The 25,029-nt window shown below is 64.3% G+C and carries 26 protein-coding genes; 9 read left to right on the top strand and 17 right to left on the bottom strand.

The annotated features are described in order from the left end of the window. Positions 1–53 precede the first annotated feature (53 nt). The 3 genes from N6H05_RS20470 to N6H05_RS20460 are packed head-to-tail and all read right to left on the bottom strand — an operon-like array spanning position 54 to position 3,282. The gene (locus N6H05_RS20470) at positions 54–725 is read right to left on the bottom strand and encodes a TadE/TadG family type IV pilus assembly protein (RefSeq protein WP_284111438.1); all 672 of its coding nucleotides are present in this window, start codon (positions 723–725) and stop codon (positions 54–56) included. After that, complete coding sequence (locus N6H05_RS20465) at positions 722–1,315, bottom strand: TadE/TadG family type IV pilus assembly protein (RefSeq protein ID WP_284111437.1); 594 nt, start codon at positions 1,313–1,315, stop codon at positions 722–724. Before N6H05_RS20465 ends, N6H05_RS20470 begins: the two co-directional genes overlap by 4 nt. Then, a complete protein-coding gene (locus tag N6H05_RS20460) occupies positions 1,315–3,282 on the bottom strand; it encodes a TadE/TadG family type IV pilus assembly protein (protein WP_284111436.1) in 1,968 nt (655 codons plus the stop codon). Before N6H05_RS20460 ends, N6H05_RS20465 begins: the two co-directional genes overlap by 1 nt. A gap of 139 nt (positions 3,283–3,421) precedes the next feature. Here N6H05_RS20460 and N6H05_RS20455 point away from each other — a divergent pair, with 139 nt between their 5' ends. Continuing rightward, a complete protein-coding gene (locus N6H05_RS20455; protein WP_284111435.1) occupies positions 3,422–4,081 on the top strand; it encodes a hypothetical protein in 660 nt (219 codons plus the stop codon). 45 nt (positions 4,082–4,126) lie between these two features. Next, entirely contained in the window at positions 4,127–4,591 is a 465-nt protein-coding gene (locus N6H05_RS20450) for an EF-hand domain-containing protein (protein ID WP_284111434.1), read from the top strand. A 16-nt stretch (positions 4,592–4,607) separates the two neighbouring features. Here N6H05_RS20450 and trmFO read toward each other — a convergent pair whose 3' ends face one another. The 5 genes from trmFO to N6H05_RS20425 all read right to left on the bottom strand — a co-directional run bounded on the left by trmFO (position 4,608) and on the right by N6H05_RS20425 (position 8,557). After that, complete coding sequence (gene trmFO / locus N6H05_RS20445) at positions 4,608–5,954, bottom strand: methylenetetrahydrofolate--tRNA-(uracil(54)-C(5))-methyltransferase (FADH(2)-oxidizing) TrmFO (RefSeq protein ID WP_284111433.1); 1,347 nt, start codon at positions 5,952–5,954, stop codon at positions 4,608–4,610. Positions 5,955–6,077: 123 nt separating this feature from the next. Further along, positions 6,078–6,485, bottom strand: a complete 408-nt coding sequence (locus N6H05_RS20440) for a hypothetical protein (RefSeq protein WP_284111432.1) — start codon at positions 6,483–6,485, stop codon at positions 6,078–6,080. A 50-nt stretch (positions 6,486–6,535) separates the two neighbouring features. Beyond that, complete coding sequence (locus tag N6H05_RS20435) at positions 6,536–6,907, bottom strand: hypothetical protein (RefSeq protein ID WP_270092651.1); 372 nt, start codon at positions 6,905–6,907, stop codon at positions 6,536–6,538. Positions 6,908–6,927: 20 nt separating this feature from the next. Further along, complete coding sequence (locus N6H05_RS20430) at positions 6,928–7,950, bottom strand: SRPBCC family protein (RefSeq protein WP_284111431.1); 1,023 nt, start codon at positions 7,948–7,950, stop codon at positions 6,928–6,930. 61 nt (positions 7,951–8,011) lie between these two features. Then, complete coding sequence (locus tag N6H05_RS20425) at positions 8,012–8,557, bottom strand: GbsR/MarR family transcriptional regulator (protein ID WP_004211810.1); 546 nt, start codon at positions 8,555–8,557, stop codon at positions 8,012–8,014. Between the two features lie 148 nt (positions 8,558–8,705). On the opposite strand from N6H05_RS20425, the gene N6H05_RS20420 reads away from it, so the two are divergent. The 3 genes from N6H05_RS20420 (at position 8,706) to N6H05_RS20410 (ending at position 11,088) form a co-directional block, all read left to right on the top strand. Next, a complete protein-coding gene (locus tag N6H05_RS20420; RefSeq protein WP_284111430.1) occupies positions 8,706–9,863 on the top strand; it encodes a DSD1 family PLP-dependent enzyme in 1,158 nt (385 codons plus the stop codon). Beyond that, positions 9,863–10,249 (top strand): RidA family protein, encoded by a 387-nt coding sequence (locus N6H05_RS20415; RefSeq protein ID WP_284111429.1) that lies wholly within the window; start codon positions 9,863–9,865, stop codon positions 10,247–10,249. Before N6H05_RS20420 ends, N6H05_RS20415 begins: the two co-directional genes overlap by 1 nt. 71 nt (positions 10,250–10,320) lie before the next feature. Further along, on the top strand, positions 10,321–11,088 hold the full coding sequence (locus N6H05_RS20410) for a ThuA domain-containing protein (RefSeq protein ID WP_284111428.1): 768 nt from the start codon (positions 10,321–10,323) through the stop codon (positions 11,086–11,088). A gap of 36 nt (positions 11,089–11,124) precedes the next feature. Here the strand turns inward: N6H05_RS20410 and N6H05_RS20405 are convergent, their stop codons facing one another. Then, positions 11,125–12,426: a dicarboxylate/amino acid:cation symporter gene (locus N6H05_RS20405; protein WP_026109219.1), complete on the bottom strand. Its 1,302-nt coding sequence runs from the start codon at positions 12,424–12,426 to the stop codon at positions 11,125–11,127. 194 nt (positions 12,427–12,620) lie between these two features. On the opposite strand from N6H05_RS20405, the gene N6H05_RS20400 reads away from it, so the two are divergent. Further along, positions 12,621–14,003 carry a M20/M25/M40 family metallo-hydrolase gene (locus N6H05_RS20400; RefSeq protein WP_284111427.1) on the top strand — a complete coding sequence of 461 codons (1,383 nt, stop codon included), beginning with the start codon at positions 12,621–12,623 and terminating at the stop codon, positions 14,001–14,003. Between the two features lie 118 nt (positions 14,004–14,121). On the opposite strand, the gene leuA is transcribed toward N6H05_RS20400, so the two are convergent. The 8 genes from leuA to miaA all read right to left on the bottom strand — a co-directional run bounded on the left by leuA (position 14,122) and on the right by miaA (position 22,169). After that, on the bottom strand, positions 14,122–15,795 hold the full coding sequence (leuA, locus tag N6H05_RS20395) for a 2-isopropylmalate synthase (RefSeq protein WP_097382649.1): 1,674 nt from the start codon (positions 15,793–15,795) through the stop codon (positions 14,122–14,124). A 230-nt stretch (positions 15,796–16,025) separates the two neighbouring features. Then, complete coding sequence (locus N6H05_RS20390) at positions 16,026–16,631, bottom strand: YceI family protein (protein ID WP_284111426.1); 606 nt, start codon at positions 16,629–16,631, stop codon at positions 16,026–16,028. 4 nt (positions 16,632–16,635) lie between these two features. Then, the gene (locus tag N6H05_RS20385) at positions 16,636–17,256 is read right to left on the bottom strand and encodes a YceI family protein (protein ID WP_284111425.1); all 621 of its coding nucleotides are present in this window, start codon (positions 17,254–17,256) and stop codon (positions 16,636–16,638) included. A 144-nt stretch (positions 17,257–17,400) separates the two neighbouring features. Next, on the bottom strand, positions 17,401–18,420 hold the full coding sequence (gene ilvC / locus N6H05_RS20380; RefSeq protein ID WP_004211826.1) for a ketol-acid reductoisomerase: 1,020 nt from the start codon (positions 18,418–18,420) through the stop codon (positions 17,401–17,403). A gap of 89 nt (positions 18,421–18,509) precedes the next feature. Continuing rightward, positions 18,510–19,025 (bottom strand): acetolactate synthase small subunit, encoded by a 516-nt coding sequence (gene ilvN, locus N6H05_RS20375; RefSeq protein WP_004211828.1) that lies wholly within the window; start codon positions 19,023–19,025, stop codon positions 18,510–18,512. Then, positions 19,025–19,372 carry a hypothetical protein gene (locus tag N6H05_RS20370; RefSeq protein ID WP_010337168.1) on the bottom strand — a complete coding sequence of 116 codons (348 nt, stop codon included), beginning with the start codon at positions 19,370–19,372 and terminating at the stop codon, positions 19,025–19,027. The genes ilvN and N6H05_RS20370 overlap by 1 nt, the downstream gene beginning before the upstream one ends. After that, complete coding sequence (locus N6H05_RS20365) at positions 19,369–21,120, bottom strand: acetolactate synthase 3 large subunit (RefSeq protein ID WP_284111424.1); 1,752 nt, start codon at positions 21,118–21,120, stop codon at positions 19,369–19,371. Before N6H05_RS20365 ends, N6H05_RS20370 begins: the two co-directional genes overlap by 4 nt. A 104-nt stretch (positions 21,121–21,224) precedes the next feature. Next, positions 21,225–22,169 (bottom strand): tRNA (adenosine(37)-N6)-dimethylallyltransferase MiaA, encoded by a 945-nt coding sequence (gene miaA, locus N6H05_RS20360; RefSeq protein ID WP_284111423.1) that lies wholly within the window; start codon positions 22,167–22,169, stop codon positions 21,225–21,227. Between miaA and serB the strand changes: the two genes are divergently transcribed. The 3 genes from serB (at position 22,168) to N6H05_RS20345 (ending at position 25,026) form a co-directional block, all read left to right on the top strand. Next, positions 22,168–23,046, top strand: a complete 879-nt coding sequence (serB, locus tag N6H05_RS20355; protein ID WP_284111422.1) for a phosphoserine phosphatase SerB — start codon at positions 22,168–22,170, stop codon at positions 23,044–23,046. The genes miaA and serB overlap by 2 nt on opposite strands. Before the next feature lie 160 nt (positions 23,047–23,206). Beyond that, positions 23,207–23,464 (top strand): hypothetical protein, encoded by a 258-nt coding sequence (locus N6H05_RS20350; protein WP_284111421.1) that lies wholly within the window; start codon positions 23,207–23,209, stop codon positions 23,462–23,464. A gap of 68 nt (positions 23,465–23,532) precedes the next feature. After that, positions 23,533–25,026, top strand: coding sequence for a L,D-transpeptidase family protein (locus N6H05_RS20345; RefSeq protein WP_284111420.1), 1,494 nt, complete (start codon positions 23,533–23,535; stop codon positions 25,024–25,026). The last annotated feature ends 3 nt before the right edge of the window (positions 25,027–25,029 follow it).

The following is a 25,029-nucleotide window of genomic DNA, read 5'->3' as shown; positions in this document are numbered from 1 at the left end:
GGGGCGGTCCGGATGGATCGCCCCTTTTTTTATCGGCTCTTTGCGAGCGGCTGTCAGGCCGGGCAGGAGGCGATCTGACTGCTGGTCAGGCTGCCCGCATTCTTCATCGCCTGGTCCGTGCGTTCGCGGACGTTGAATGCGCTGGTGTAGCGGATCGTCTTGCTGCCGAAGAGGCTGTCTGAGATCAGCGGCTGATAGGTATAGGCCACTTCCACGAACATCACTGCGGTGCCGCTGCCGGAGGCGATCTTGGTCGTTGCCGTTGTGCCTGGCCCCATGCCGTCCTTCAGGGTGGCGTCGCTGGTGCCATCCCCCGCCTTGCCATAGCTGGAGGTGAAGCTGCCATTGCCCCAGCAGCGCTGCCAACGAATATACTGGCCCGCATTGGTGCCGGTCTGGCTGTTGGGTTCCAGATCCGAAAGGAAGATGCGGCTGTTTGCCTTGAAGTTCTTGAGGTTGGCACCGGCCAGTTCGGCGCCGGTGAATATCTCGTTGATGTCGCCCTCGTCGATCGAGGTGCGCTCGCGTGACGCGTTATCGGCGACCAGCATCGCGATCTGACTGACGCGCATATGGGCGGTCGCGAGATTCGCGATTTCCAGACCGCCCATCGACAGCACCATCAGCACCGGCAAGGAATAGGCAAATTCGATAAGGGCCAGACCGGACTGGTCGTCGCGAAGGCGGCGCGCCAAGCGTGCGAGGGGGGGCTTGATCGAGCTCATGTGCAGATGATCGGCAATGTGGCCTGGTTGGACCAGGGCTGGTTGCGGATGGTGGCGTTGGCTGTGGCGGTCTGGGTGGCGCTCCAGCCGAGCAGTTTGGCCATCGGGAACAGTCGGGGCATGGACACGGTCACCTGATAGAAGACGATATCGTCAGCACCACCCAGGCCCGTGGAGCCTGCGCTGCTATCGTAGCTGCCATTGCCATTGGAATCCTCGAAGCAATCGCCTGTGTTGAAGCTACCAAGCGGTGCCGTATCCGTGGTGATCTTCTCCGGCTTGCCGACGCGCGAGAAGTTGTAATAGCTCTTCTTCGTCACCGACGTGGTGCCGTTCTTGCTGTTGATGGTCTGCATCTGGCTGTCGATATAGGCGTCGATCTGGGTACTGCTTAGCGTGCCGACCGATGCTGCGCGGGCGGCCCTGTCGAGCACGCCCTGAGCCACCGAGCGCAGATAGGATTGATAGCCCAGGTCGCCGACGCCCATGATGAACAGGCAGAGCGGCGTGACGATCAGGCCGAACTCCATCAGCGTCGCGCCGCGCTGGTCATGCCCCAGCCTGCGCGGGAGGGGGGGGAGCCAGCGCATCAGTTCGACAACCGCAGGCCGCCAATATTCTTGGCGATATTCTGGAAGGTCGTTTTCAGGTCTGCCGATGTGTAGTTCATGCTCCAGTGGTTGGCGCTGCTGGCGCAATTCTGCAGTTCGCTGCTCATCACATCCTCATCGCTGAAGCCGATGACCCAGATGACGATGCCCTTGGACTTGATGGCGTTGCACATCATTTCCATGCGCCGCTTGTGGATGGCGGTCAGGTCGTCATTCGAGGCGCCGGACGGGCCGTCGCGCTGGTCGAGCTTCTGATAGCCCCAGGCACCATAGACATTGTTATAGGCGCTCATGGTGCCGTCGGTCATGAAAACGATGTGGCGCGAGACGTTGAACCCATTGGGTGCGCTCGCATTGTCGGACGAGAAGATACCGGTCGGGGACAGGAAACGCGCACCCCACATCATACCGATGGTGTGATAGGTGCCGCCGACCGCGACCAGGCTGTCGACATAGCTGTTGTAGCTCGATGATTGGCCGGTCGGGACCGCGGTGCGGCTGGCATAGGAGGTCAGCCTGCGCGCTTGGGTCGGGCAAGCGACGTAACCACCGTTGATATTACTCGCGCTGTTCAGCCAGCTGCCGCTATAGGCGAGGGCTGTACTGCTACGCGAAAATTCGAGGTCGGGCCAGTGTGGGCGCCATTTGGTTTCCTTGCTTGTGGGCAAGGTGTCGATCTGCAGATCGTAGGCCGTTGTCGGGATTGTGCCGGTCGGGGAGTCCTTCGTAATGCTGCTATCGGTGTCGCGCTCCTCGATGCAGCCGTTCCAGCTCGATGTCGAAGACAGTCCTTCGCTATTGGACGCGGAATTATAGGCAGGATTGGTAACCGCGTTACCAGCGACGAAGCCGGAAACGTCGACGGGCAGCTTGGTGTATTCCCAACGATAAAAAGTCTTGCCCGTGCCGCCAGTATAAGTGGTGGCATAGCTTTTTGTGACAATTACTTCCTTGCGGACACATTTTTTGCCGTTGTTGCTGTTCGACGTCGAGGTCGCACCGTCATAGCTGTCGAAGCTATAGGTGGTTGTCGTCACATCGGACGGAGCGGTGCCACTGGTGGAAGGATTGCCGTTACCGCTGTTGTTGCCGTAGCTCGTGCATTGACTGCCCGTCCTCGTGCTGGAGGTGCTTGCAGCATTCGCATCCGCCGAACTGCTGTAGCAAGCGGACAGGCCGTAGCGCCGATAGCAGGTCTGGTTGTTCGACCCAGTTTCATAATAATAGGTCGCCTGGCGGGTTTGATAATCCCACGTCTCACCCGACGTACCGCCCTGCATGTAGCTGGCCGGCAGTAATTTCCCGACATTGACGGTGCTGCTATAGGGCATGAAGCCATAGCGGATGCGGCCGGTACTGTCCGAGCCCGGTCCCAGCGTATCGTAGAAATCCTTCACCGCCTGCTGTAGGGCGGCGAGCTTCGTTGTTGATCCGCCAGAGCCGTTCGAGATGCTATCCTTCATCGAGCCGGTCGTGTCGAGCACCAGCATCACATCCGTATTCCCGATGTCGAAGCGGGAATCGCAGTTAACCGCCAGCGACAATGTCTGGATGCCGAAGATGCGCATGATGGTGGTCGGGATCGTGGTGGCGGCCGAGACCTGAACTGTCGTCGTCTCGCCCGGTTTGCTCTGGATCACCGGCATGAAGCTGGTGGCACCGAAGGTGCCTTGCGGAAAGTTGAAGTCGAAAAATTTCTGCGCTTCGGCCTTGTTGTCATCCGTCATCGACGCGGTCGTCATCGCACGCCGTCCCGCCAGTGCGGCGGCGTCACAGGCTTGCTGCATCCGGGCGCGCACCATATAGGCGCGGCTCATGTCCACGCCGCCGCCGATCAGGCCGGCGAGCGGGATGATGGCTGCGGCCACCATGGCGAGCGTATTGCCCGCCTGGTTGCGCCGAAGCCGGCCGAGGAATGTCATCGCGCGCTTGATCTGCTTGCCCATGTTCCGCATTCACCCATGTCGCCCGTTTCCCCCCAGAAATCTGGACAGGGCCATAGTCGGCCATGCAACGGGACTGGTTAGGGTCTCTATGCGAAGTCTGGTTAAAGGATTGATAAGCCATTTTTAGATCGGGACCGAAATGATGGATCGCACGGACGATCTGGCGCCGCTGGCGCGCCTGCTTTCCGGGCATGCCGGGCGCTTTGCCGAGCGGCATCGCGCGCTGTGGGCACTGGACCAGCGCTTTGCACACATTGCGCGAACCACCAGCGATGCGGCGATCGGGCAGATGCGCCTTGCCTGGTGGCTGGGCGTCGTCAGTGACGAGGCGGGCGTCAGGGGGCAGGGCGAACCGGTGGTCGACTGGCTGCGCGCGATCGGTGCGCTGGACTCGCCCGGTATCCCGGCGATGCTGGATGGCTGGGAAGTGCTGGTGGTGGAGCCGGAGATCGACCTCACGGGTCTCCGCGACTATGCCGCCGGGCGCGGCGGAGGGCTGTTCCAGGCGTTGGCCGATGTGGCCGATGCGCCCGACTGGCTGATCGCAGCGGGGAAGGTCTGGGCCTTGTGGGATCTGTCCGCCCATAGTGGCGACGAAGCACTGGCGGACGCCGCCATCGGCTTGGCCCGCGACCTGTTGCCGCAGGTGGGCGATCCGCCGTGGCCCAGGGCGTGGAAGCCGCTGCGCATCGCCTATCTGCTGGCGCGGCATGATGTCGAGCGGGGGCAGCGGGCGCCGGTCGGGCTGACGCGGAGCATGGTCTGGCGCCTGATGCGGATCGCGCTTGTCGGGCGCTAGTCGATCGCGATAGGTTCTCTACCGTCACGAAGTGGGGAGCGGGCGATGGGACGGTTGCTGGCAGGTGGCATGGGGGCGTTGCTGCTGGTCGCGGCCGGCCTGTTCTGGTGGCAGGGGCGGGCGACCAACGAGCCGCCGCCCAAGGCGTTGCTCGCGCCACCGCCGCCACCAGCCAATGGGGCTTTGCCCGAGGGTGACCCCGATGCGGTCGGGGAGGCACCACCGATGCCCGGCGAGGCAAGCCCGCAGAGCCGGGAAGAAAAGCGCTTCGCCCGCTATGACCGCAATCGCGACGGCATCATCAGCCGGATCGAGATGCTGGGCAGCCGCACCGCCGCCTTCAAACAGCTCGATGCGAACAAGGATAATCTCCTGTCGTTCGAGGAATGGGCGGTGGCGACGGCGGACCGCTTTACCGGGGCCGATGCCGACAAGGACGGCAGGCTGACCCCGGCGGAATTTGCCACCACCGCGCCGAAGCGGGCGGCGAAACCGCGCTGTAAATGCTGAGCCTGACCGGGACGGTTCAGGCCGGTTCTACCACCTCACCCAGCCAGCGACCGAAGGAGGCGCGGGCGCGGGCGGTGTAGGCTTCCTTGCGCTGCTTCTTCTTGACGTCGTCGAGGGTAGGGAAAAGGCCGAAATTGACGTTCATCGGCTGATAGTCGGCGGTCTCGACATTGCCGGTAACATGGCCGAGCAGCGCGCCGAGCGCCGTGTCGGCGGGCGGCGGCGCTAGCTCCTGGCCCAATATTTCAGCTGCGGCGAAACGCCCGGCGATCAGGCCGATGGCGGCGCTTTCGACATAGCCCTCGCACCCGGTCATCTGCCCGGCGAAACGGATATGCGGCGCGCTCTTGAGGCGCAGCGTCGGGTCGAGCAGCTTGGGGCTCTGGATGAAGGTGTTGCGGTGCAGCCCGCCCAGCCGCGCGAACTCAGCCTTTTCCAGGCCCGGAATGGTGCGGAACAGCTCGACCTGGGCGCCATGCTTCAGCTTGGTCTGGAACCCGACCATGTTCCACAACGTGCCCGACGCATTGTCCTGGCGCAGCTGGACCACGGCATAGGGCCAGCGGCCGGTCTTGGGATTGTCCAGCCCCATCGGCTTCATCGGGCCGTGGCGCAGCGTTTCCGGCCCGCGCGAGGCCATCACCTCGATCGGCATGCAGCCCTCGAAATAGGGGGTGTTCGACTCCCATTCCTTGAACTCGGTCTTCTCGCCGTCGAGCAGCCCCTGGACGAAGGCCTGATACTGCTCCTTGTTCATCGGGCAGTTGATATAGTCCTTGCCCTCGCCGCCGCCGGGGCCGATCTTGTCCCAGCGATTGGCCATCCAGCATTCTTCCATGTCGATGCTGTCGAAATGGATGACCGGCGCGATCGCGTCGAAAAAGGCGAGATGCTCCATGCCGGCCGCTTCGCCGATGCTGCTGGCGAGCGCGGCGGCGGTCAGCGGCCCGGTGGCGACGATGGTCATGCCGTCGCTGGGCAGCGTGTCGATCCGCTCGCGCACGATTTCGACATTGGGATGTTCGGCCAGCGCGCGGGTGACGCCATCGGAAAAGACATGGCGATCAACTGCCAGGGCAGAGCCGGCCGGCACCTTGGCAGGTTCGGCGCGGTCCATGATCAGCGAGCCGAGGAGGCGCATTTCCTGATGCAGCAGGCCCACCGCATTCTTGTCCGCGTCATCGGAACGGAAACTGTTGGAGCAGACCAGTTCCGCCAGCCCGTCGGTCTGGTGCGCCGGGGTCATCTCTCCGGTGCCGCGCATTTCCGACAGGCGGACCTTGATACCCGCCTGGGCGAGCTGCCAGGCGGCTTCCGAACCGGCGAGACCACCGCCGATGACATGGATCTGATGATTGGACATATTTCGCTTAACTTCGCACTTTTCCCGCACATTCGGCAATTTCCGAACGCCAGTGGGACATATTGTTATGAGATGCAATCAGTATAGCGGGGCATGGTCGAATAGGACAGGGGCGGCGAAATTCTACTCCGGCGTGTAGGCCAGCCAGCCGCTGATCCCGCTGGTGGCGATCAGCGCGAAGCTCACATCGCGGGCACTCCCAAGCAGGCCGCAGCCATAAGCCACGCCGAAGCCGATGGCGGCACCGGCGAGCAACCAGAAGGCGCGGGCGGCAAAAAGGGGGCAATGATATGCCAGGACGCGCATCGACGTCGTCCCGATGATGATCGGGGTGGCGGCAACCAAGGGGCCGAACATAAGCGCGAACAGCAATATGAGGGGCAGGACGATGAGAATGCCCCAATCCACCGTAATGGCATCGGGTATGCGGCGGTAGAGAACCGCGGCCAGATAGAGCGTCACGAACAGCGGGCCGGCGGTCAGGATCGCGCAGCCGGCACCGCGAAGATGGGCAGGATCGGCATGGGGCATCGGAACCTCCCGAAAAGGGGAAGGGTGGGGCGCACCCTTCCGGCTGGCGATCAGGCGGTCTGGGGATGGCCGTCGTGCAGCCAGCCATTCACCTTGCGACCGAAATGGGCGATCGCGCCCATGTTGAAGAAGTGCATGCCGCCCAGCACGAGCACGGCGAGGCCGATCTTGGCGCTGAGGAAGCGGATCGTTTCGGCATAGCTGGTCGGCTCCTTCCCCAGGCTGAGCGTCAGGGTGATGAAGCCGATATTGACGAGGTAGAAGCCGACGACGAGCAGATGGTTGGTCGACCGGGCCAGTTGCGCATCATGGCCGAAACATTGAATCAGGAAGACCTCGCCATTTTTCGACAGGGTGCGCGCGACCCAGATGGTGATGGCGAGCGTGATGACCAGATAGAGGGCATAGGCGGTTTCAACCATGGTTCATCTCCTTTTGGCAGTCAGAGGGTGGTGGACGCGACCGGCCGTTCGGCGCGCTGCTTTATGAGGGCGAGCAGGTTCTTTTCGATGTCGCCCAGGAAAATTTCGCCCCACAGCCGGGAATAGCCATTGACCGGGGTCTGCATCCAATAGCGGGTGTCAATGATGACGCGGGTGCGGCCGGGGCCGGCCGGTTCCATGCGATAGCCGCCGGTCGTCACCTTGAAATAGGCGCTGTCGGGCATCAGGTGCCGGTCGGTGAACTGCCAGGCGTCGAGCCCGCGAAAATCGAAGCGCCAGCCGAGGCTGCGGCCCGGTTGCCAGTCGATGATATGTTCGCGAAACCGCACCTGCCGGCCCCAGTCGGCCATGCGGACCGCACCGATCCCTTCGCCCAGCATATGGGCGCCGAGCGGACGGGGCACGCCCAGCACATCCTGGGTGAAGGTCCATGTGCCATCGCCCGGCCGGACATCGGGGATGCCGCGCAGCAATGGCCAGATCCGGTCCGGGCTGGCCTCCACGATGATCGAGCGGCTGACCGTGGCGGTGGCATCGGGCAGGGGGATCATCGGTTCGACCTGCATCGCGATCAGCGGCATGGCGAGTACGGCCATGCAATAGCTGGTGCCGCGATCGCCAGCACGGCCGCGCAGCCGATAGGTGGCATAGGCGCCGGCCAGGCCGCTGGCGATCCAGAGCGGGGCGAGCATGACGATGCAGATCACCCCTTCCTTCAGCACCGGGACGGACAGGAGGATGGTCGCGCCCAGCATCCAGAGCGGCATCGTCATATAATAGCGGCGCGACCGCTCCGCCCAGGGGTCGCCGACATAGGCAACGAAGGCGGTGAGCGCGGCGGGCAGGAACAGCAGGAAGGTGAAGCTGACGAGGCCGTTCACGCGGGTCGCGTCGAGCAGCAGATAGACGGTGATCGCAAAGGCCATGGCCAGCGCGACCGCTGAGGCGATGCGCAGCGGCGCCGATCCGGTGCGAACGGGCGGGGTGATGGGATCGGGGTTTCCGTCATTTGTGTCAGACATTTCTGTAAACTCCGAAACTAGTGGGCGCGATCGGGCGTCGGGGCGCATCGATCAGCAGCGGCTAGTCCTTGCTCTTGCCGGTGGGGATGAAGCGGGCGATCTTGTTGCCGAGCTTCATGAGGGCGATCAGGGTCGACTTGGGCAGCTTGTTGACCTGCTCATACCAGTTGCCGAGCGTCGACATGAATTCATGCATGCGGGTGATGCGCTCGCGCACATGGGGCGGGCAACTCTCGTCCTTGGCGAGCCGCTGGGCGAGGTCATTCAGCAGGGCGATGGTCGGATCGATCTCGCGCCGTTTGCGTTCGGCGGCGATACGGGTGAGCATTTCCCACAGGTCGGTTTCCGCGACGAAATGGTCGCGCCTGTCACCCTCGACATGGACGCGGCGGACGATTGCATAGGATTGCAGTTCCTTGAGCGCGGTCGAAACATTGGAGCGGGCAAGGCCGAGCTGGTCGACAATCTCGTCGGCGGGCAGGGGGTGATCGGACAGATAGAGCAGTGCATGGACCTGGCTGACCGACCGATTGACGCCCCATTGGGTGCCCATCTCGCCCCAGTGGAGCAGGAACGCCTTGGCATCGGGATGATCGAGAAGTGGCATGACGTTCCTTTCTGTAAAAACAGAAATAACGGAAGAAAGTGAGTCGGGCAAGGGGTGGCGATGACGGAGGAAAAATCGCCGAGATCCGTCGAGCCCGTTGAAAAGTCGCGGCATCTCGGCAATCTGCGGGTCAGCAACGGAGCCCCTTATGCCAGCCCTGTCCGACGATCCCTCTTCCCTCGATACCTTGTCCACGCCCTGCCTGGTACTGGATGCCGACCGCATGGATCGCAACATTGCGCGGCTGCGCGCGCATCTGGTCGGGCTTGGCGTGGGGATGCGGCCGCATCTCAAGACCGCCAAGTCGGTCGAGGTCGCACAGCGGCTGATGCCGACGCCACAGGGACCGGCGACCGTTTCGACCCTGCAGGAGGCGCGCCGCTTTGCGGAGGCCGGGGTGCGCGACATTCTCTATGCGGTCGGCATCAGTCCGGCCAAATTGCCCGAGATACTGGCACTGCGGGCGCAGGGCGTGGACCTGGCGGTCGTGCTGGATTCGGTCGAGCAGGCGGAGGCGGTCGCGGCCGTATCGCGCACGGCCGGCACCGCCATTCCCGCGCTGATCGAGATTGATTGCGACGGCCACCGGTCGGGCGTGCAGCCCGACGACGTGGCGCGATTGCGGGCGATCGGCGCGGCGCTGGCGCAGGGCGGGGCATTGCGCGGCGTGATGACCCATGCCGGCGGCAGCTATGGCGCAAGGGGCGATGCAGAACTGCGCGCCTGCGCTGACGCCGAGCGGGACGCCGTGCTGGCGGCGGCGCGGACCTTGCGGGAGGCGGGGCATGATTGCCCGGTGATCAGCGTCGGATCGACCCCCACCGCGCATCACGCCACGGACCTGAGCGGCGTGACCGAGGTGCGCGCCGGCGTCTTCGTCTTCTTCGATCTGGTGATGGCCGGGATCGGCATCTGTTCGGTGGACGACATCGCCCTGTCGGTGCTGGCAACGGTGATCGGGCATCAGCGGGACAAGGGTTGGATCTTGGTCGATGCCGGCTGGATGGCGATGTCGCGCGATCGCGGCACGGCGAAACAGGATGTCGATCAGGGCTATGGCCTGGTCTGCGACCGGGACGGGCGGCCCTATGGCGATCTGATCCTGATCGATGCCAATCAGGAACATGGCATCATCGCGCTGCGGCCGGGGGCGTCCGGGACATTGCCGGACCTGGCGGTGGGCGATCGGGTGCGGATATTGCCCAACCATGCCTGTGCCACCGGCGCGCAGCATGATCGCTATCATGTGGTGCGGGACGGCAGCGATGCGGTGGAAGCGGTCTGGCCGCGATTTGGAGGATGGTGATGGACGTGCAGCGGATCGAGACCGACAAGGCGCCGGCACCCGCCGGCCATTATGCGCAGGCGACGATTGCGAATGGCTTCGTCTTCGTGTCGGGGCAATTGCCGGTGGTGGCGGGGCAGGGGCCGCGCAGCGACCTGTCGTTTGAGGACCAGGCACGGCTGGCGATCGGCAACATGCTGGATATCCTGGCAGAGGCAGGATGCGGGCCGGAGCGGATCGCGCGCGTCACCGCCTATATCGTCGGCGTCGAGAACTGGCCACATTTCAACGCCATCTACGCGCAGATGATGGGGGATGCCCGGCCGGCTCGCACGGTGGTGCCGGCACCCGAACTCCATCATGACTGTCTGGTCGAGGTGGACGCGATCGGCCTGCTGCCGGGCTGACTACGACCATGGGAGCGCTATCTTTCCGTCGCCGCCTGCCCTAGCGATAGGCGAGCGAAGGAGACAGGCGGATGAGAAACAAGGCCGGGGCGCTCATCGCCATGCTGGCGCTGTCGGTGCCCGCAGTGGTGCAGGCGGAGGACCATTATAAGCTGCTCGTCCTCGCCATCCCCAACAAATATCATTATGAATATATCCCGATCGCGCGCGACAGCCTGGAGCATCTGGGCAAGCTGCATGATTTCAGCTTCACCTGGGCCAACAACATGTCCGTCTTCGACGGCGATCTCAGCCAATATGCGGCGGTGATGTTCCTCAACACGCCGGGCGAGGAACTGAACCCGGCCCAGCGCGCCAGGTTCGAGGCCTATATGCGGGCGGGCGGCAATGCCATCGTCGTGCATCGCGCGCTCATCACGCCGCCGGGCGAATGGGCCTGGTACGAGAAGATGGTCGGGCGCAGCTTCGTCATCCATCCGATGGTACAGACGGCGGTGGTGACGCCGACCGACAAGGGTTTTCCCGCCACCTATGGCCTGCCCGATCGCTGGATCTGGACCGATGAATATTATGTCACCGCCAACCCCTATAAGGTGACGATCCATCCGGTGCTGAATGTCGAGGAAAGCAGCTACGACCCGACCAAAATCTGGCCGGGGCAGGTGGCGAAACCGATGGGGCGGGAGCATCCCGTCGCCTGGTATCATGCCTATGAGAAGGGGCGGGTGTTCGTCACCACGCTAGGCCATAATGGCGAGATGTATCGCGATCCGCGCTATCTCGACCATCTGATGGGCGGCATCTACTGGACGGCGACCGGGCGCGGTCAGTTGCCCTGACGGCGGCGCGGAACGCCCGCGCCGCCCGCTTTTCGATCACGCGGCGACCAGTTCGCCCTCGCCATAATAGGCGCTTTCGTCGAGAATGCCCTCGCGCTTGGCGACGATCACGCCGACCAGAACCTGGCCCGCGACGTTGACGGCGGTGCGCCCCATGTCGAGGATCGGGTCGATCGCCAGCAACAGGCCGGCGCCTTCGAGCGGCAGGCCGAGCGTCGAGAGGGTGAGGGTCAGCATCACGATCGCGCCGGTCAGGCCGGCGGTCGCGGCCGAGCCGATGACCGAGACGAAGACGATCAGCACATAGTCGATGAAGTGCAGCGGGATGCCATAGAAGCCCGCGACGAAGATCGCCGCCAGTGCCGGATAGATGGAGGCGCAGCCGTCCATCTTGGTGGTCGAGGCGAGCGGGATCGCGAAGGCGGCATAGCCCTTGTCGACGCCCAGCCGCTCGGTCACGGTCTCGGTCACCGGCAGGGTACCGACCGACGAGCGCGAGACGAAGGCAAGCTGGATCGCCGGCCAGGCCTTGGCGAAGAAGGGGCCGGGCTTCAGGCCATTGGCGATCAGCAGCAGCGGATAGACCACCAGCAGGACCAGGCCGAGGCCGAGATAGATGGCGGCGGTGAAGGTGCCGAGCTGCGCCAGCGCGCTCCAGCCATAGGTGGCGATGGCGGTGCCGATCAGCGCGGCCGAGCCGATCGGCGTCAGGCGGATGACCCAGCCCAGGATCGCGCGGACGACGGCGAGCAGCGAGCGGACGAAGGACAGGAAGGGTTCCGCCTTGTCGCCGACCTTCAGCGTGGCAAGGCCGACCGCGATCGAGATCACGAGCAATTGCAGGATATTGAACGAGATGCTGGTGCTGGCGCTGCCGTCGCTGATCTTGGTGCTACCCGACAGGGCCAGGCTGTTGCCGGGGACCAGACCTTTCAGGAAATCGAGCCAGCCGCCGACCGAATCCGCCTTGCCCATGGCGAGCGCGGTGCCGTGCAGGCCCGCGCCCGGCTGGACGATGAGGCCGATGGCGAGGCCGATGCTGACCGCGATCAGCGCGGTGATCGCGAACCAGAGCAGGGTCTGGCCGGCGAGGCGGGCGGCATTGTCGAGTGCGCGCAGATTGGCGATCGACGCGACGATCGCGGCGAACACCAGGGGCGGCACGATCGCCTTCAAGAGCGAGACGAAGATCGACCCGACCGTCTTGAGCGTGGTCGCGAGCCAATTGAGGTCGCCATCGGGGCCTGCGCCGATCTGGCGCGCGACGAGGCCGAGGGCGAGGCCCACCACCATGCCGAGCAGAACCTGGAAGCCGAAGCTGCGATAATTGAGGGCCATGATGGCATTTTTCCTTTGGACGACCGGCGCGCTATATCGGATGGCATCTATCCGATTGCGCGCAAGCAATTCTTTCAAGGGGTTCAGTGCGGATAAGGTGGCCCTCTTTCCGCGCGCCGTCCGATCAAACGCATGGAACGGCGCGATCCGCTATGCCACAATCGCCGCTCGGGTCCATCAGGGAGTGTAAATATATGCAATTGCGGGGGATATTGCTGGCGGGGGTGATGCTGGCAGGAGCGGGACTGGCAATGCCAGTCGGGGCGCAGGCGGCAGCGGATGCCGGCGCGGCCAAGGAGATATTGAAGCGATCGGTCGCCTTCAAAACCGTCGAGGGGGCGGGGCAGGTGCCCGCGCTCGCGGCCTATTATGCGTCGGTGCTGAAGCAGGCGGGCTTTGCCGACGCCGATATCGTCATCACCCCAATGGGCGAGACCGCGACCCTGGCGGCGACGATCAAGGGGCGCGATCCCAGCCTGAAGCCGATGCTGATGATCGGCCATATGGATGTGGTGGCGGCCAACCGTGCCGACTGGACGCGCGACCCCTTCGTCCCGGTCGAGGAGGATGGCTATATTTTCGGGCGCGGTTCGGAAGATAACAAATATGACTTGGCGATGATGGTAGCGACGCTGGCGCAGCTCAAGCAGGAAGGGTGGACCCCGCGCCGGACGGTCATCCTGCTCTTGTCGGGCGACGAGGAGACCAACATGGTCACCACCAAGGCGCTGGCGGCCAAGTACAAGGATGCCGAGCTGCTGCTGAACGGCGATGGCGGCGGCGGCCTGCTCGACGAGAGTGGCAAGCCCGTCCTCTACCAGTTGCAGGCGGGCGAGAAGACCTATGCCGATTTCGAGATCGGCTTCACCGATCCGGGTGGCCATTCGAGCGCACCGACGCCGGGCAATCCGATCTATCGGCTGGCCAAGGCGATCGACCGGATCGCGGCCTATCAGTTCCCGCCGATGATCAACGAACTGACCAAGGCGTCGCTCAGCCTGTCGGCGCAGCGGATCGGCGGCGATGTGGGGGAAGCGATGCGTCTCTATGCCGCGACCCAGGATCCGGCCTCTGCGGAACTATTGTCGAGCAGACCGGAATTTGTCGGGCAGGTGCGCACCACCTGCGTCGCGACCATGCTGTCGGGCGGCCATGCGCTCAACGCCTTGCCGCAAAGTGCCAAGGTCAGCGTCAATTGCCGCATCTTCCCCGGCGTGAAGATCGACGATGTGAAGGCGCAACTGGTCAAGGTGGTGGATGATCCGAGCGCGACCTTCACCACGCTCAACGACCCGACCGGCAGCGATGCCTCGCCGTTGCGCGACGATGTGGTGAAGGCGGTGGCTGCCGCGATCAAGGCGCGCTCGCCCGCGATCACGGTGATGCCGGGCATGTCGGCCGGCGCGACCGACAGCCTCTATTTCCGCGCGCTGGGCGTGCCCAGCTATGGCGTCTCCAGCCTGTTCATGAAGGCCGAGGACGGCTTCGCCCATGGCCTGAATGAACGGGTGCCCGTGGCCGGCATCGCCGCGTCACTGGCCCAGTGGGACAGCGTGGTGCGGGCGCTGGCGAAGTAACGGTTATCTTTAATCCGTTCGGGCTGAGCGAAGTCGAAGCCCGACACTGAGCGAAGCGAAGTGGCCTCCCGATGGTCGGCCGTGCCCTTCGACTTCGCTCAGGGCGAACGGATGGATATCAGCCCCGCACGGCCACCGCATTTGCGGCCGAGAGGACGGCCTTGACCGAGGCGGTCGCGACGTCGCTGTCGGTGCCGATGCCGAAGACGGTGCGGCCGTCGGCGGTGCGGCATTCGACATAGGCGGCGGCGTTCACGTCGGTGCCGGCGCCGATGGCGTGCTCATTATAGTCGGCGACCTCCAGCACCACGCCCAGTTCGTCGCGCAGCGCGGCCAGCACTGACGAGATGAGGCCGTTGCCGCGACCCGAGATCGAGCGTTCGCCGCCTTCATGGACGATCTTGCCGGTGAAGATGCGGTCGCCCGCGCTACCGCTCTCATGATAGTCGATCAGGCTATAGGCCTGGTCGCCGGTCTGGTGATAATAGTCATCGAACGCGGCCGAGATGTCGGCGGCATTGAGTTCGCGGCTCGACTGGTCGGCCAGCGCCTGCACCACCTTCGAGAAGTCCGCCTGCATCCGCTTGGGCAGCTTATAGCCCTTGTCCTGCTGCAGCACCCAGGCGACGCCGCCCTTGCCCGACTGCGAATTGACGCGGATCACGGCTTCATAGTCGCGGCCCAGATCCTTGGGATCGATCGGCAGATAGGGGACGTTCCAGAACAGGTCGTTGCGCGCTTCCTGTGCGGCAAAGCCCTTCTTGATCGCGTCCTGATGCGACCCTGAGAAGGCGGTGAACACCAGTTCGCCGGCATAGGGGTGGCGCGGGTGGACCGGCAGCTGGTTGCAATATTCGACGGTCTGGATGACCTCGTCAATGTCGCTGAAGTCCAGTTCGGGGTCGATGCCCTGCGTGTACATGTTGAGCGCGACGGTCACCAGGTCGCAATTGCCGGTGCGTTCGCCATTGCCGAACAGGCAGCCTTCGACGCGGTCGGCGCCGGCCATGATGCCCAGTTCCGCGGCGGCGACGCCGGTGCCCCGGTCATTATGGGTGTGCAGCGAGATCACCACGCTGTCGCGGCGCGAGATGTTGCGGCAGATCCATTCGATCTGGTCGGCATAGATATTGGGGGTCGCGCACTCGACGGTGGCGGGCAGGTTCAGGATCAGCGGCCGTTCCGGCGTCGGCTGCAGGATGTCCATCACCGCCTCGCAGCATTCCAGGCTGAAATCCAGCTCGGCGGTCGAGAAGGTTTCGGGCGAATATTCGAAATGCCAGTCGGTGTCGGGCATCCGCGCGGCATTGTCGCGCAGCAGCTTGGCGGCGTTGATCGCGATCTGCTTGATTTCCGGGCGTTCCATCTGGAACACGATGTTCCGCCAGGCGGGCGAGATCGCGTTATAGACATGGACGATCGCCTGCTTCGCGCCGCGCAGGCTTTCGAAGGTGGTGGCGATCAGGTCTTCGCGCGCCTGGGTCAGCACCTGGGGCATGACATCGTCGGGGATCGCGCCTTCCTTGACCAGGCCCGAAATGAAGTCGAACTCGGTCGCGCCGGCGGCGGGGAAGCCGACCTCGATCTCCTTAACGCCGACCTTGACCAGCAGGTCGAAGAAGCGGCGCTTCTTTTCCGCGTTCATCGGGTCGATCAGCGACTGGTTGCCGTCGCGCATGTCGGTCGACAGCCAGCGTGGCGCCTTGGTGATGACCTTGGACGGCCATTGGCGATTGGGCAGGTCCACCTGGGGGAAGGGGCGGTATTTCTGCGAAGGATCGGTCAGCATCATGGGATCAAACTACTTCCTGGCTCGGGACGCTATGGCGCGCTCCGGGGTACGACTTGACTGTGATGAATGCCCTTAGGCGGATCGACGCTGCCCTTAGCCGGAAGGCAGCACAAAAGCCACGCCTAAGGGCGTGTAAGTCGTAGCAGGGTAAGAAGCGCGACGCTCTGCATGATGCTGTCCCCATAAACGCGGACAGGGGGAGCGTAAAGCCGTTTCTTGCGAAAGGGGCGTCAGGCGCGACGGAAAATTGCGTCGATGGTCAGGTCGACCTTGTCCGACACGAAGGGGCGGCCAAAGCCCATGCCATAATGGCTGCGCTCGACGCTCATGCTGCCGGTGAAATGGAGCGTGGCGATACCGGGGGCTTCGTCGGGCGTGACGCCGGTCAGGCGGACGGACAGGGCGACTGCGCGGGTCTGGCCGTGCATGGTGAGTTCGCCCGGAATGATCGTCGCGCCGTCGCTGCCGGCCAGTGGCGCGTCCCTGGCGGTAAAGCGAACGGTCGGAAAATGGGCCATGTCGAAAAAGCTGTCGCCTTTCAGCATGGAGTCGGTCGAAGCATCGCCAGTGCCCATCTTCTCGACCGGGAAGCTAATGTCGACGTCGGCCCGCTCGGGCCGAGCGGGATCGATCACCACCATACCCTCAGGCTGAGTGAAATCGCCTTCATAGCCGCCAACCAGGGCCTTCACATGGAAGTGGACCCTGGTTGCTGCGCCATCCACGACATAGCGGCCCGGCGCATAGAGCGCAGGGCCGCCATCCGGGCTGGCCACCGCCGGCCCGCACGCGATCAGGCTCAGAAGCAGGATCACGCGGGCCGGGCGGGGGATCATCGCATCACTTCTGGAAGGCGACGATGATCTTCAGTTCGACATTGTCGCCGACGACGGGGACGAAGCCGCCCATGCCGAAATCGCTGCGCTTGATCGTGCCGGTCGCGACGAAGCCGACATTTTCCTTCTTGTTCATCGGGTTCGCACCGGCGCCGTAGAATTCGGCGTCCAGCGTCACCGGCTTGGTGATGCCCTTGATGGTCAGGTTCCCGGTGATGTCCGCGCCGGTCGCGCCGTCGGGCTTCACGCCGGTCGACACGAAGGTCGCGGTCGGGAACTTGGCGGCGTCGAAAAATTCGGGCTTGGCGAGATGCTCGTTCAGCGCCGGAATGCCGGTGGTGAGGTTGGCGATCGGCAGGGTGATCGACACCTTCGAAGCCGAGAGGTTGGCCTTGTTCAGCGTCAGCGTGCCGGTCGGCTGGGTGATGACGCCCATATTGTTGGTGAAGCCCATATGGTCATAGGCGAAGACGACCTGGGTGTGGCTGGGTTCGACGCTATAGGTGCCGCCGGTGACCTTGGCGACATCCTTGCTGCCGGGGACGGCCATCGGGGCCTGGGCGATGACGACAGTGCCGCCGGCGACCGCGATCAGGGCAGCGGCAGAGATCAGATATTTGCGCATGGGAAACGCTCTCCAAAAGCATTCAAGGGACGCGGCACAGAATATGCCACGTCCCTCGATTGTTCCAGAGGCGTAACCGGAAACGGATCGTTCCGGTTTGCCGCTATTTCTCCCCTCCCTTTTCAGGGAGGGGCTGCTGTCGGCTTAGTTCTTGTCCTTGTTGACCAGCTTGTTGGCGCCGATCCAGGGCATCATGGCGCGCAGCTGCGAACCGGTCTTTTCGATCTGGTGGGCGGCAGCCTGCTTGCGGCTGGCCTTGAGTTCGGGCTGACCGGCGCGGTTGTCGAGGATGAAGTCCTTGACGAAGCGGCCCGACTGGATGTCGGCCAGAACGCGCTTCATTTCCTTCTTGGTTTCTTCGGTGATGATGCGAGGGCCGGTCTTGATGTCGCCATATTCGGCGGTGTTCGAGATCGAGTAGCGCATGTCGGCGATGCCGCCTTCATACATCAGGTCGACGATCAGCTTCAGTTCGTGCAGGCACTCGAAATAGGCCATTTCCGGGGCGTAGCCGGCTTCGACCAGGGTTTCGAAACCGGCCTGGACCAGCGCGGTGGCGCCGCCGCACAGAACGGCCTGCTCGCCGAACAGGTCGGTTTCGCATTCCTCGCGGAAGTTGGTCTCGATGATGCCCGAGCGGCCGCCGCCAACGCCCGAGGCGTAGGAAAGGGCGATGTCATGGGCGTTGCCGGTCGCGTCCTGATGGACAGCGATCAGGCAGGGCACGCCGCCGCCGCGCTGATATTCGCCGCGCACGGTGTGGCCCGGCCCCTTGGGGGCGATCATGATGACGTCGATGTCGGCGGGGACTTCGATCAGGCCGAAATGGATGTTCAGGCCATGGGCGAAGGCGAGCGCGGCGCCGGGGCGCAGATTGCCCTTGATGTCGGCTTCATAGATGGCGGCCTGATGCTCGTCGGGCGCCAGGATCATCAGCACGTCGGCCCACTGGGCGGCTTCCTTGTTCGGCAGCACCTTGAAACCGGCGCCTTCGGCCTTCTTGGCGCTGGGCGAACCGGGGCGCAGGGCGATGGCGACTTCGGCAACGCCGGAGTCGCGCAGATTCTGCGCATGGGCGTGGCCCTGCGAGCCGTAGCCCAATATGGCGACCTTCTTGCCCTTGATCAGGCCGATGTCTGCGTCGCGATCGTAATAAACCTTCATTGGAAAACTCCTTCTCGTCCCCCCATGCAGGGGGCGTTAGACAATAGTGGTGGAACGGAACGCTGCTTGCGGCAGCGCGGAATGGAATGTCAGGCCGGCTCCTTGCCGCGGATCAGGCCGGCTACGCCGGTGCGACCGACCTCGACCAGGCCGATCTGGCGCATCAGGCCGACGAAATTGTCGATCTTCTCGGTCGTGCCGGTGATCTCGAAGATGAAGCTCTCGATCGTGGTGTCGACCACCTTGGCACGGAACACGTCGGCCAGGCGCAGCGCCTCGATCCGGTCCTCGCCGGTGCCGGCGACCTTGACCAGCGCCAGTTCGCGCTCGACGAACGGGCCGGCATCGGTCAGGTCGGTGACCTTGTGGACCGGCACCAGCCGGTCGAGCTGGGCGATGATCTGGTCGATCACCTTGGGCGGGCCGTTGGTGACGATGGTGATGCGGCTGATCGCATGGTCGTCGGTAATGTCGGCCACGGTCAGGCTGTCGATATTATAGCCGCGCGCGGTGAACAGGCCGGCGATGCGGGCCAGGATGCCCGCCTCGTTCGACACCGTCAGCGACAGGACGTGCCGCTCGCTCTGTTCTTCGTGGATATGCATCAGATGCTGTTCCCGTCTTCCATTTCTTCGCGCTCGGGGCGCGGCGAGATCATGCCGATAAAGGCATAGTGCCAATCATCGTCCTGCGGGTGGGCGAGGCGGACGGGAAAGGCCGTTACCGCGTCGAACATCCGCAGGAGATGTTCGCCCACATAGCGTGGGCCGGCCAGCAGCCGATCGACCTGCAGGCCATGATATTCGAACCCGCTATCCAGATGCACTTCCCATTCCTCATTGTCGGGATCAGCATGGTCGCTGGTCCAGCCGGTGAGTTCGGTCGTGCCTGTGATCCGTTCGAAATCCCAGGGTTCGGTCACGAAAATGCGGACCTTGGCGGGGGTGGTCACACCAGTGCCTTTGCCTCGTCCGACATGACGCCTTCGATCTGGTTGGGATCGAGCAGCATTTCGGTATGGGCCGCCCCCGACGGGATCATCGGGAAACAGTTGGACAGCTTTGCCACGCGGCAGTCGACGATCACGGGGCCGTCGGTTTCCAGCATCTGGCGGATGCCGGCCTCCAGTTCCTGCGGCCCTTCGATGCGGATGCCGGTCCAGCCATAGGCTTCACCCAGCTTCACGAAGTCGGGCAGGCTGTCCGAATAGCTGTTGGAATAGCGGCTTTCATAGGTCAGTTCCTGCCACTGGCGGACCATGCCCATATATTCATTGTTCAGGATGAAGATCTTGACCGGCAGGCGATACTGGCTGGCCGTCCCCATTTCCTGGATGTTCATCTGGATCGAGGCGTCGCCAGCGATGCAGATGCTGATGCTGTCGGGGTTACCCATCTGCGCGCCGATGGCGGCGGGGAAGCCATAGCCCATCGTGCCCAGGCCGCCCGAGGTCAGCCATTTATTGGGGTCTTCAAAGCCGAAATGCTGGGCCGCCCACATCTGGTGCTGGCCGACTTCGGTGGTGATGATGATGTCCTTGCCGGTCGCGCGGGTCGCCTTGTAGAGGTCCGCGATCGCCTTTTGCGGCATAATCTCGCTGCCGCTTTCGGGGTAGGACAGGCTCTTCTTGGCACGCCATTCGGCGATCCGCGCCCACCAGGGGGACAGGTCCGCCTTTTCATGGCCGCGCTGCTTCCACAGGGCGATCATGTCCTCCAGCGCGCTGCCGACATCGGCGACGACCGCGACATCGACATCGACGATCTTGTTGATCGAACTGCGGTCGATATCGATATGCACCTTGCGGCTGTTGGGCGCGAAGGCGTCCAGCCGGCCGGTGACGCGATCGTCGAAACGCGCGCCGATGCAGAGGATCAGGTCCGCCTGGTTCATCGCCCAATTGGCTTCATAGGTGCCGTGCATGCCCAGCATGCCGACCCACTGGTCGGACGAAGCGGGAAAGGCACCCAGGCCCATCAGGGTCGAGGTGACGGGTGCGCCGGTCATCGCCGCCAGTTCGCGCAGCAGCGCGCTGGCCTGCGGACCCGAATTGATGACGCCGCCGCCGGTGTAGAAGATCGGCCGTTCCGCCGCGGCCAGCATCTCGACCGCCGTGTCGATCGCGGCGGCATCCGCCTTGGTCTGCGGATGATAGCTGGCATGGACCTTGAGCTCCGGCCGGGCATAGGGCGCGGTCGCGATCTGGACATTTTTGGGAATGTCGACGACGACCGGGCCGGGGCGGCCGGTGGTGGCGATATGGAACGCCTCATGGACGACGCCGGCCAGCTTGGCCGGATCCTTCACCAGATAATTATGCTTGGTGCAGTGGCGCGTGATGCCGACCGTGTCCGCTTCCTGGAAGGCGTCGGTGCCGATCAGTTGCGTGGGCACCTGACCCGTGATGACGATCATCGGGATCGAATCCAGCAGCGCGTCGGTGATGCCGGTGACGGCATTGGTCGCGCCCGGACCGGACGTGACCAGGACGACGCCGGGCTTGCCGGTCGAACGGGCATAGCCCTCCGCCATGTGGGTCGCGCCCTGCTCGTGGCGCACTAGGACATGCTTGATCGTGGGGTGATTATAGAGCGCGTCATAGATGGGCAGCACGGCGCCGCCCGGATAGCCGAACACAACTTCGACGCCCAGATCAACCAGGCACTCGACCAAAATGTCCGCGCCGCTCTTTTCGGCCACGATGAAACTCCTCTTTTTTAAGATGCTGGCTCGCGGGTCTGCGCCGTCGCGCCCGCATTGGCAAGGCGCCAGCGTCTAGAGGACATAAAATGCGTGGTCAACCCCTATTGTTGTAATTTAATTGCTAATTCATTGGCAATTTCAGCATCAATCGGTCGCATTTCGCGATGCCAGTTCTGCGGCGGCTGGTTGGAGAACCAGGTATATTGGCGTTTGGCATATTGGCGCGTGGCGAGCTGGCCACGCGCCATCATCGTGTCACGATCGATGTCACCTTTGAGCCAGGCGGCGATTTCCGGCACGCCGATCGCCCGCATCACCGGCAGGTCGGGATTGAGGTTGCGGGGCAGCAGCGCCTCCACCTCGGCAACGGCGCCCTGATCGACCATCAGCGCGAACCGCCGGTCGCAGCGCTCGATCAGCCAGTCGCGCGGCGGCAGCAGGATCATCGGCGACAGGCTGATGCGGTCGGCGATGCCGCCCTGCTTGTGCTGCTGCCATATCTTCAGCGGCTTGCCGGTCGATCGCACCACTTCCAGCGCGCGGGCGACGCGGGTGGTGTCGGCCGGAGCGAGGCGGGCGGCGGCTTCCGGGTCTTCGCTGCGCAGCGCTTCATGCGCCTGCGCCACCGGCATGGCGCGGACGGCGGCGCGGATGTCGGCGTCTATTTCCGGCACCGGTGCGATGCCGTCGAGCAAGGTCCGTATATAAAGGCCGGTGCCGCCGACCAGCACGGGCAGCTTGCCGGCTTCATGGGCCGCGTCGATCTCCGCCCTGGCCTCGGCCGCCCAGCGCGCAGCGGAGCAGGCTTCCGCTCCGTCGATATGGCCGAACAGGCGATGGGGCACGCCACCCATTTCCGCTTGCGAAGGGCGGGCAGACAGGATCGCCAGGTCGGCATAGACCTGGCTGGCATCGGCATTGATGACGACGCCGTCGGCGATCTGGGCCAGGCGGACGGCGAGCGCGCTCTTGCCGCTGGCGGTCGGCCCGGCAATAAGCGCGACCGGTGGGCGGGATTCGCCCGGCATATGTGCGGGAGTGTTCATGTTCGTCGCGACCTTAGTGGCAGTTGAGACCCTGAAACAGGCGGATATTGCCGAAGCGGCCGGACGGCTGGCCTCTGCCGGCTGCGCCCCGGTCGATAGCGTCTGGCTGGACGAGGGCAAGGCGGCCGATATTTTCTTCGGCAGCGATCCTGTCACTGCCCGTGCGGCGCTGACCGATATTGGCGACCGGGTCGACGTGATCGTGCAGATGGCGGCGGGCCGCGAGAAGAAGCTGCTGATCGCCGACATGGATTCGACCATGATCACGGTCGAGTGCATCGACGAACTGGCCGACTATGCCGGGATCAAGCCGCAGATTGCCGAGATCACCGAACGGGCGATGCGCGGCGAGCTGGATTTCGAAGGCGCGCTGCATGGCCGGGTCGCCCTGCTGAAGGGCCTGCCCGACAGCGCGATCGACCAGTGTCGCGAGGAGCGGGTGGTGATCATGGGTGGCGCGCGCGAACTGGTGCGCACGATGAAGGCGCGGGGCGCACGCACCCTGCTGGTTTCTGGCGGATTCACCCGCTTCACCGGACCGGTGGCGGCGGAAATCGGCTTCGACGTCCATGTCGCCAATGTGCTGGAGATCGCCGATGGCGCGCTGCTCGGCACCGTCACCGTGCCGATCGTCGATGCCGCGCGCAAGCGCACCGAACTGGAATCTGCGATCGACGGGGGCATCGACCGTGCGCTGACGCTGGCGGTGGGCGATGGCGCCAATGACATTCCGATGATCGAGGGGGCCGGGCTGGGCGTCGCCTATCATGCCAAGCCCAAGACCCGCGAAGCGGCAGCGGCCGAGATCGTCCATGGCGACCTGTCGGTGCTGCTCTATGCGCAGGGCATCGCTTCGGCCGACTGGGTCCGCGACTGATTCCATATGCCTAACGGCTGGGCGCGCTTGAGGCACGTCCTGCCGTCATTGCACAAGGGTAATGGATTCCATTTCGCCCCTGAACCGTTGTCGTCGCACTGCATCCCGGCAGTGGGTCCAATTGGCGTTGCGACAGGATCGTGGCGCACAGGGAGATGATATGAAGATCCAGACAATGGCGCTGGTCGCCGTTAGCCTGCTGGCGCTGAGCGCCTGCTCGAAAAATGATGCGCCGGTGACCAGCGCGCCGCCGCTCGGGCCGGGCGCGATTGCCGGCACGGTGGCCGCAGACCGCAATGGCGATGGCTATGTCGACGGCTATTATACGTCGGACGGCATCTATCACCCGGTCCAGGGGCCGCCCTGTCCGCCGCCCCCGCCGCCGCCGGCACCGCCCCGTTCCGGAGAACGCGGCTGAGCAATCTTCCTTTCCGGGCGCGGCATTTCCGCCGCGCCCCCCGACATCCTGTTTCCCTGATCCTCGCCATGCTGATCGCCGGTTCCGTGCCGGGGATGGCGGCTGCGCAGCCGGCCGCCAGCGACACCGCCGCACGGTCGAGCGTGGCCGCTGAAATCCGGTCGGCGGCGAGCGGAAAGCTGCGCGATTTCTATGGCACGCGCGGCTATTGGCCGCTGTGGAGCGATAAGGGCAAGGTCCGCGCCGAACCGGCGGAAGCGTTGCTGGCGCTGCTCGACAGTGCCGATCAGGACGGGCTGCGACCGCGCGACTATGATGCCAGGGGATTGTTGCGGGCGATCAAGGAGGCCGATGCCTCGGTCGACCCCAAGGCGCTGGCGCGGGTCGATGTCGCCCTGTCAAAGGCGCTTGCCGCCTATGTCGCCGATGTCCGTCGCCCATCCAAGGCGGTGAAGATGCGCTATCTCGACCCCGAGGTGGAGCCGCAGGCGCCCGATGCGGCGGAGGTGCTGCGCGGGGCGGCGGTGGCGCCGTCGCTGGCGACCTATGTCGAGAAGGCGGGCTGGATGAGCCCGCTCTACATGAAATTGCGTGCAGCGAACGGCGCCTATGAAACGCGCTGGGGCGGCCTGCCGGCGGTGAGCGTGCCGACCGACATCAAGCTACGGCCGGGCGGATCGAGCGGCGAGATCGCGATCCTGCGCCATCGGCTGGGGCTGGCCGACGGGGTCGATTATGACAAGGCGCTGGCCGCTAAGGTTAAGCAGTTCCAGGCCGATCATGGACTGGACGCGGACGGCATTGCCGGCACCCAGACGATCGAGGCGCTCAATCGTGGTCCGGGCTATTATGCCCGGATATTGCAACTCAATCTGGAGCGGGCGCGATTGCTGCCCGGTCCATGGGTGCGGCATGTCGAGGTCGATGCGGCATCGGCGCGGCTCTATTATTATAGCGGCGGCGAACTGGACGGATCGATGAAGGTCGTGGCCGGCGCCAAGGAAAGCCAGACGCCGATGATGGCGGGCATGATCCGCTATGCGACGCTCAATCCCTATTGGAATGTCCCGCCCGACTTGGTCGAGCGCAAGATCGCACCCAAGATCCTGGACGGGGCGACGCTCAGGAAGATGCGCTACGAGGCGCTGAGTGACTGGACCGCCGGCGCGCAGACGCTGAACCAGAGCGAGATCGACTGGCAGGCGGTGGCATCGGGGCAGCGCGAATTGCGCGTGCGCCAGCTGCCCGGCGGCAATAATGCCATGGGGAAGATCAAGTTCATGTTCCCCAATGACCTGGGCATCTATCTGCACGACACGCCCGACCGGGCGCTGTTCGCCAAGCCGGTGCGGCATTTCAGCAATGGTTGCGTCCGGCTGGAGGATGCGCAGCGTCTGGGCCGCTGGTTCTTCGGCAAGACGCCGACGGCCGACAGTGACGCGCCCGAACAATATGTGCCGCTGCCCCGGCCGGTGCCGGTCTATCTCACCTATCTGACGGTGGTGCCGACGGCGGACGGGGTGCAGTTCCTGCCCGACGATTACGGACGGGACGGGGAGTAGCCT

Source organism: Sphingobium sp. WTD-1, from assembly GCF_030128825.1.
Taxonomy (GTDB): Bacteria; Pseudomonadota; Alphaproteobacteria; order Sphingomonadales; family Sphingomonadaceae; genus Sphingobium.
Note: the sequence above shows the minus strand (reverse complement) of the source record. Positions and strands in the feature narration are given on the sequence as shown.

Bases quoted from the DNA above. Each gene is read 5' to 3' on its own strand.
- N6H05_RS20350 (WP_284111421.1), top strand. From the start codon at position 23,207: ATGAAGATCCAGACAATGGCGCTGGTCGCCGTTAGCCTGCTGGCGCTG.
- N6H05_RS20460 (WP_284111436.1), bottom strand. From the start codon at position 3,282: ATGGGCAAGCAGATCAAGCGCGCGATGACATTCCTCGGCCGGCTTCGG.
- ilvC (WP_004211826.1), bottom strand. From the start codon at position 18,420: ATGAAGGTTTATTACGATCGCGACGCAGACATCGGCCTGATCAAGGGC.
- ilvN (WP_004211828.1), bottom strand. From the start codon at position 19,025: ATGCATATCCACGAAGAACAGAGCGAGCGGCACGTCCTGTCGCTGACG.
- leuA (WP_097382649.1), bottom strand. From the start codon at position 15,795: ATGATGCTGACCGATCCTTCGCAGAAATACCGCCCCTTCCCCCAGGTG.
- trmFO (WP_284111433.1), bottom strand. From the start codon at position 5,954: ATGTCCAATCATCAGATCCATGTCATCGGCGGTGGTCTCGCCGGTTCG.
- N6H05_RS20410 (WP_284111428.1), top strand. From the start codon at position 10,321: ATGAGAAACAAGGCCGGGGCGCTCATCGCCATGCTGGCGCTGTCGGTG.
- N6H05_RS20400 (WP_284111427.1), top strand. From the start codon at position 12,621: ATGCAATTGCGGGGGATATTGCTGGCGGGGGTGATGCTGGCAGGAGCG.
- N6H05_RS20425 (WP_004211810.1), bottom strand. From the start codon at position 8,557: ATGCCACTTCTCGATCATCCCGATGCCAAGGCGTTCCTGCTCCACTGG.
- N6H05_RS20385 (WP_284111425.1), bottom strand. From the start codon at position 17,256: ATGCGCAAATATCTGATCTCTGCCGCTGCCCTGATCGCGGTCGCCGGC.
- N6H05_RS20390 (WP_284111426.1), bottom strand. From the start codon at position 16,631: ATGATCCCCCGCCCGGCCCGCGTGATCCTGCTTCTGAGCCTGATCGCG.
- N6H05_RS20465 (WP_284111437.1), bottom strand. From the start codon at position 1,315: ATGCGCTGGCTCCCCCCCCTCCCGCGCAGGCTGGGGCATGACCAGCGC.
- N6H05_RS20405 (WP_026109219.1), bottom strand. From the start codon at position 12,426: ATGGCCCTCAATTATCGCAGCTTCGGCTTCCAGGTTCTGCTCGGCATG.
- N6H05_RS20345 (WP_284111420.1), top strand. From the start codon at position 23,533: ATGCTGATCGCCGGTTCCGTGCCGGGGATGGCGGCTGCGCAGCCGGCC.
- N6H05_RS20455 (WP_284111435.1), top strand. From the start codon at position 3,422: ATGATGGATCGCACGGACGATCTGGCGCCGCTGGCGCGCCTGCTTTCC.
- serB (WP_284111422.1), top strand. From the start codon at position 22,168: ATGTTCGTCGCGACCTTAGTGGCAGTTGAGACCCTGAAACAGGCGGAT.
- N6H05_RS20430 (WP_284111431.1), bottom strand. From the start codon at position 7,950: ATGTCTGACACAAATGACGGAAACCCCGATCCCATCACCCCGCCCGTT.
- miaA (WP_284111423.1), bottom strand. From the start codon at position 22,169: ATGAACACTCCCGCACATATGCCGGGCGAATCCCGCCCACCGGTCGCG.
- N6H05_RS20420 (WP_284111430.1), top strand. From the start codon at position 8,706: ATGCCAGCCCTGTCCGACGATCCCTCTTCCCTCGATACCTTGTCCACG.
- N6H05_RS20415 (WP_284111429.1), top strand. From the start codon at position 9,863: ATGGACGTGCAGCGGATCGAGACCGACAAGGCGCCGGCACCCGCCGGC.
- N6H05_RS20435 (WP_270092651.1), bottom strand. From the start codon at position 6,907: ATGGTTGAAACCGCCTATGCCCTCTATCTGGTCATCACGCTCGCCATC.
- N6H05_RS20440 (WP_284111432.1), bottom strand. From the start codon at position 6,485: ATGCCCCATGCCGATCCTGCCCATCTTCGCGGTGCCGGCTGCGCGATC.
- N6H05_RS20450 (WP_284111434.1), top strand. From the start codon at position 4,127: ATGGGACGGTTGCTGGCAGGTGGCATGGGGGCGTTGCTGCTGGTCGCG.
- N6H05_RS20470 (WP_284111438.1), bottom strand. From the start codon at position 725: ATGAGCTCGATCAAGCCCCCCCTCGCACGCTTGGCGCGCCGCCTTCGC.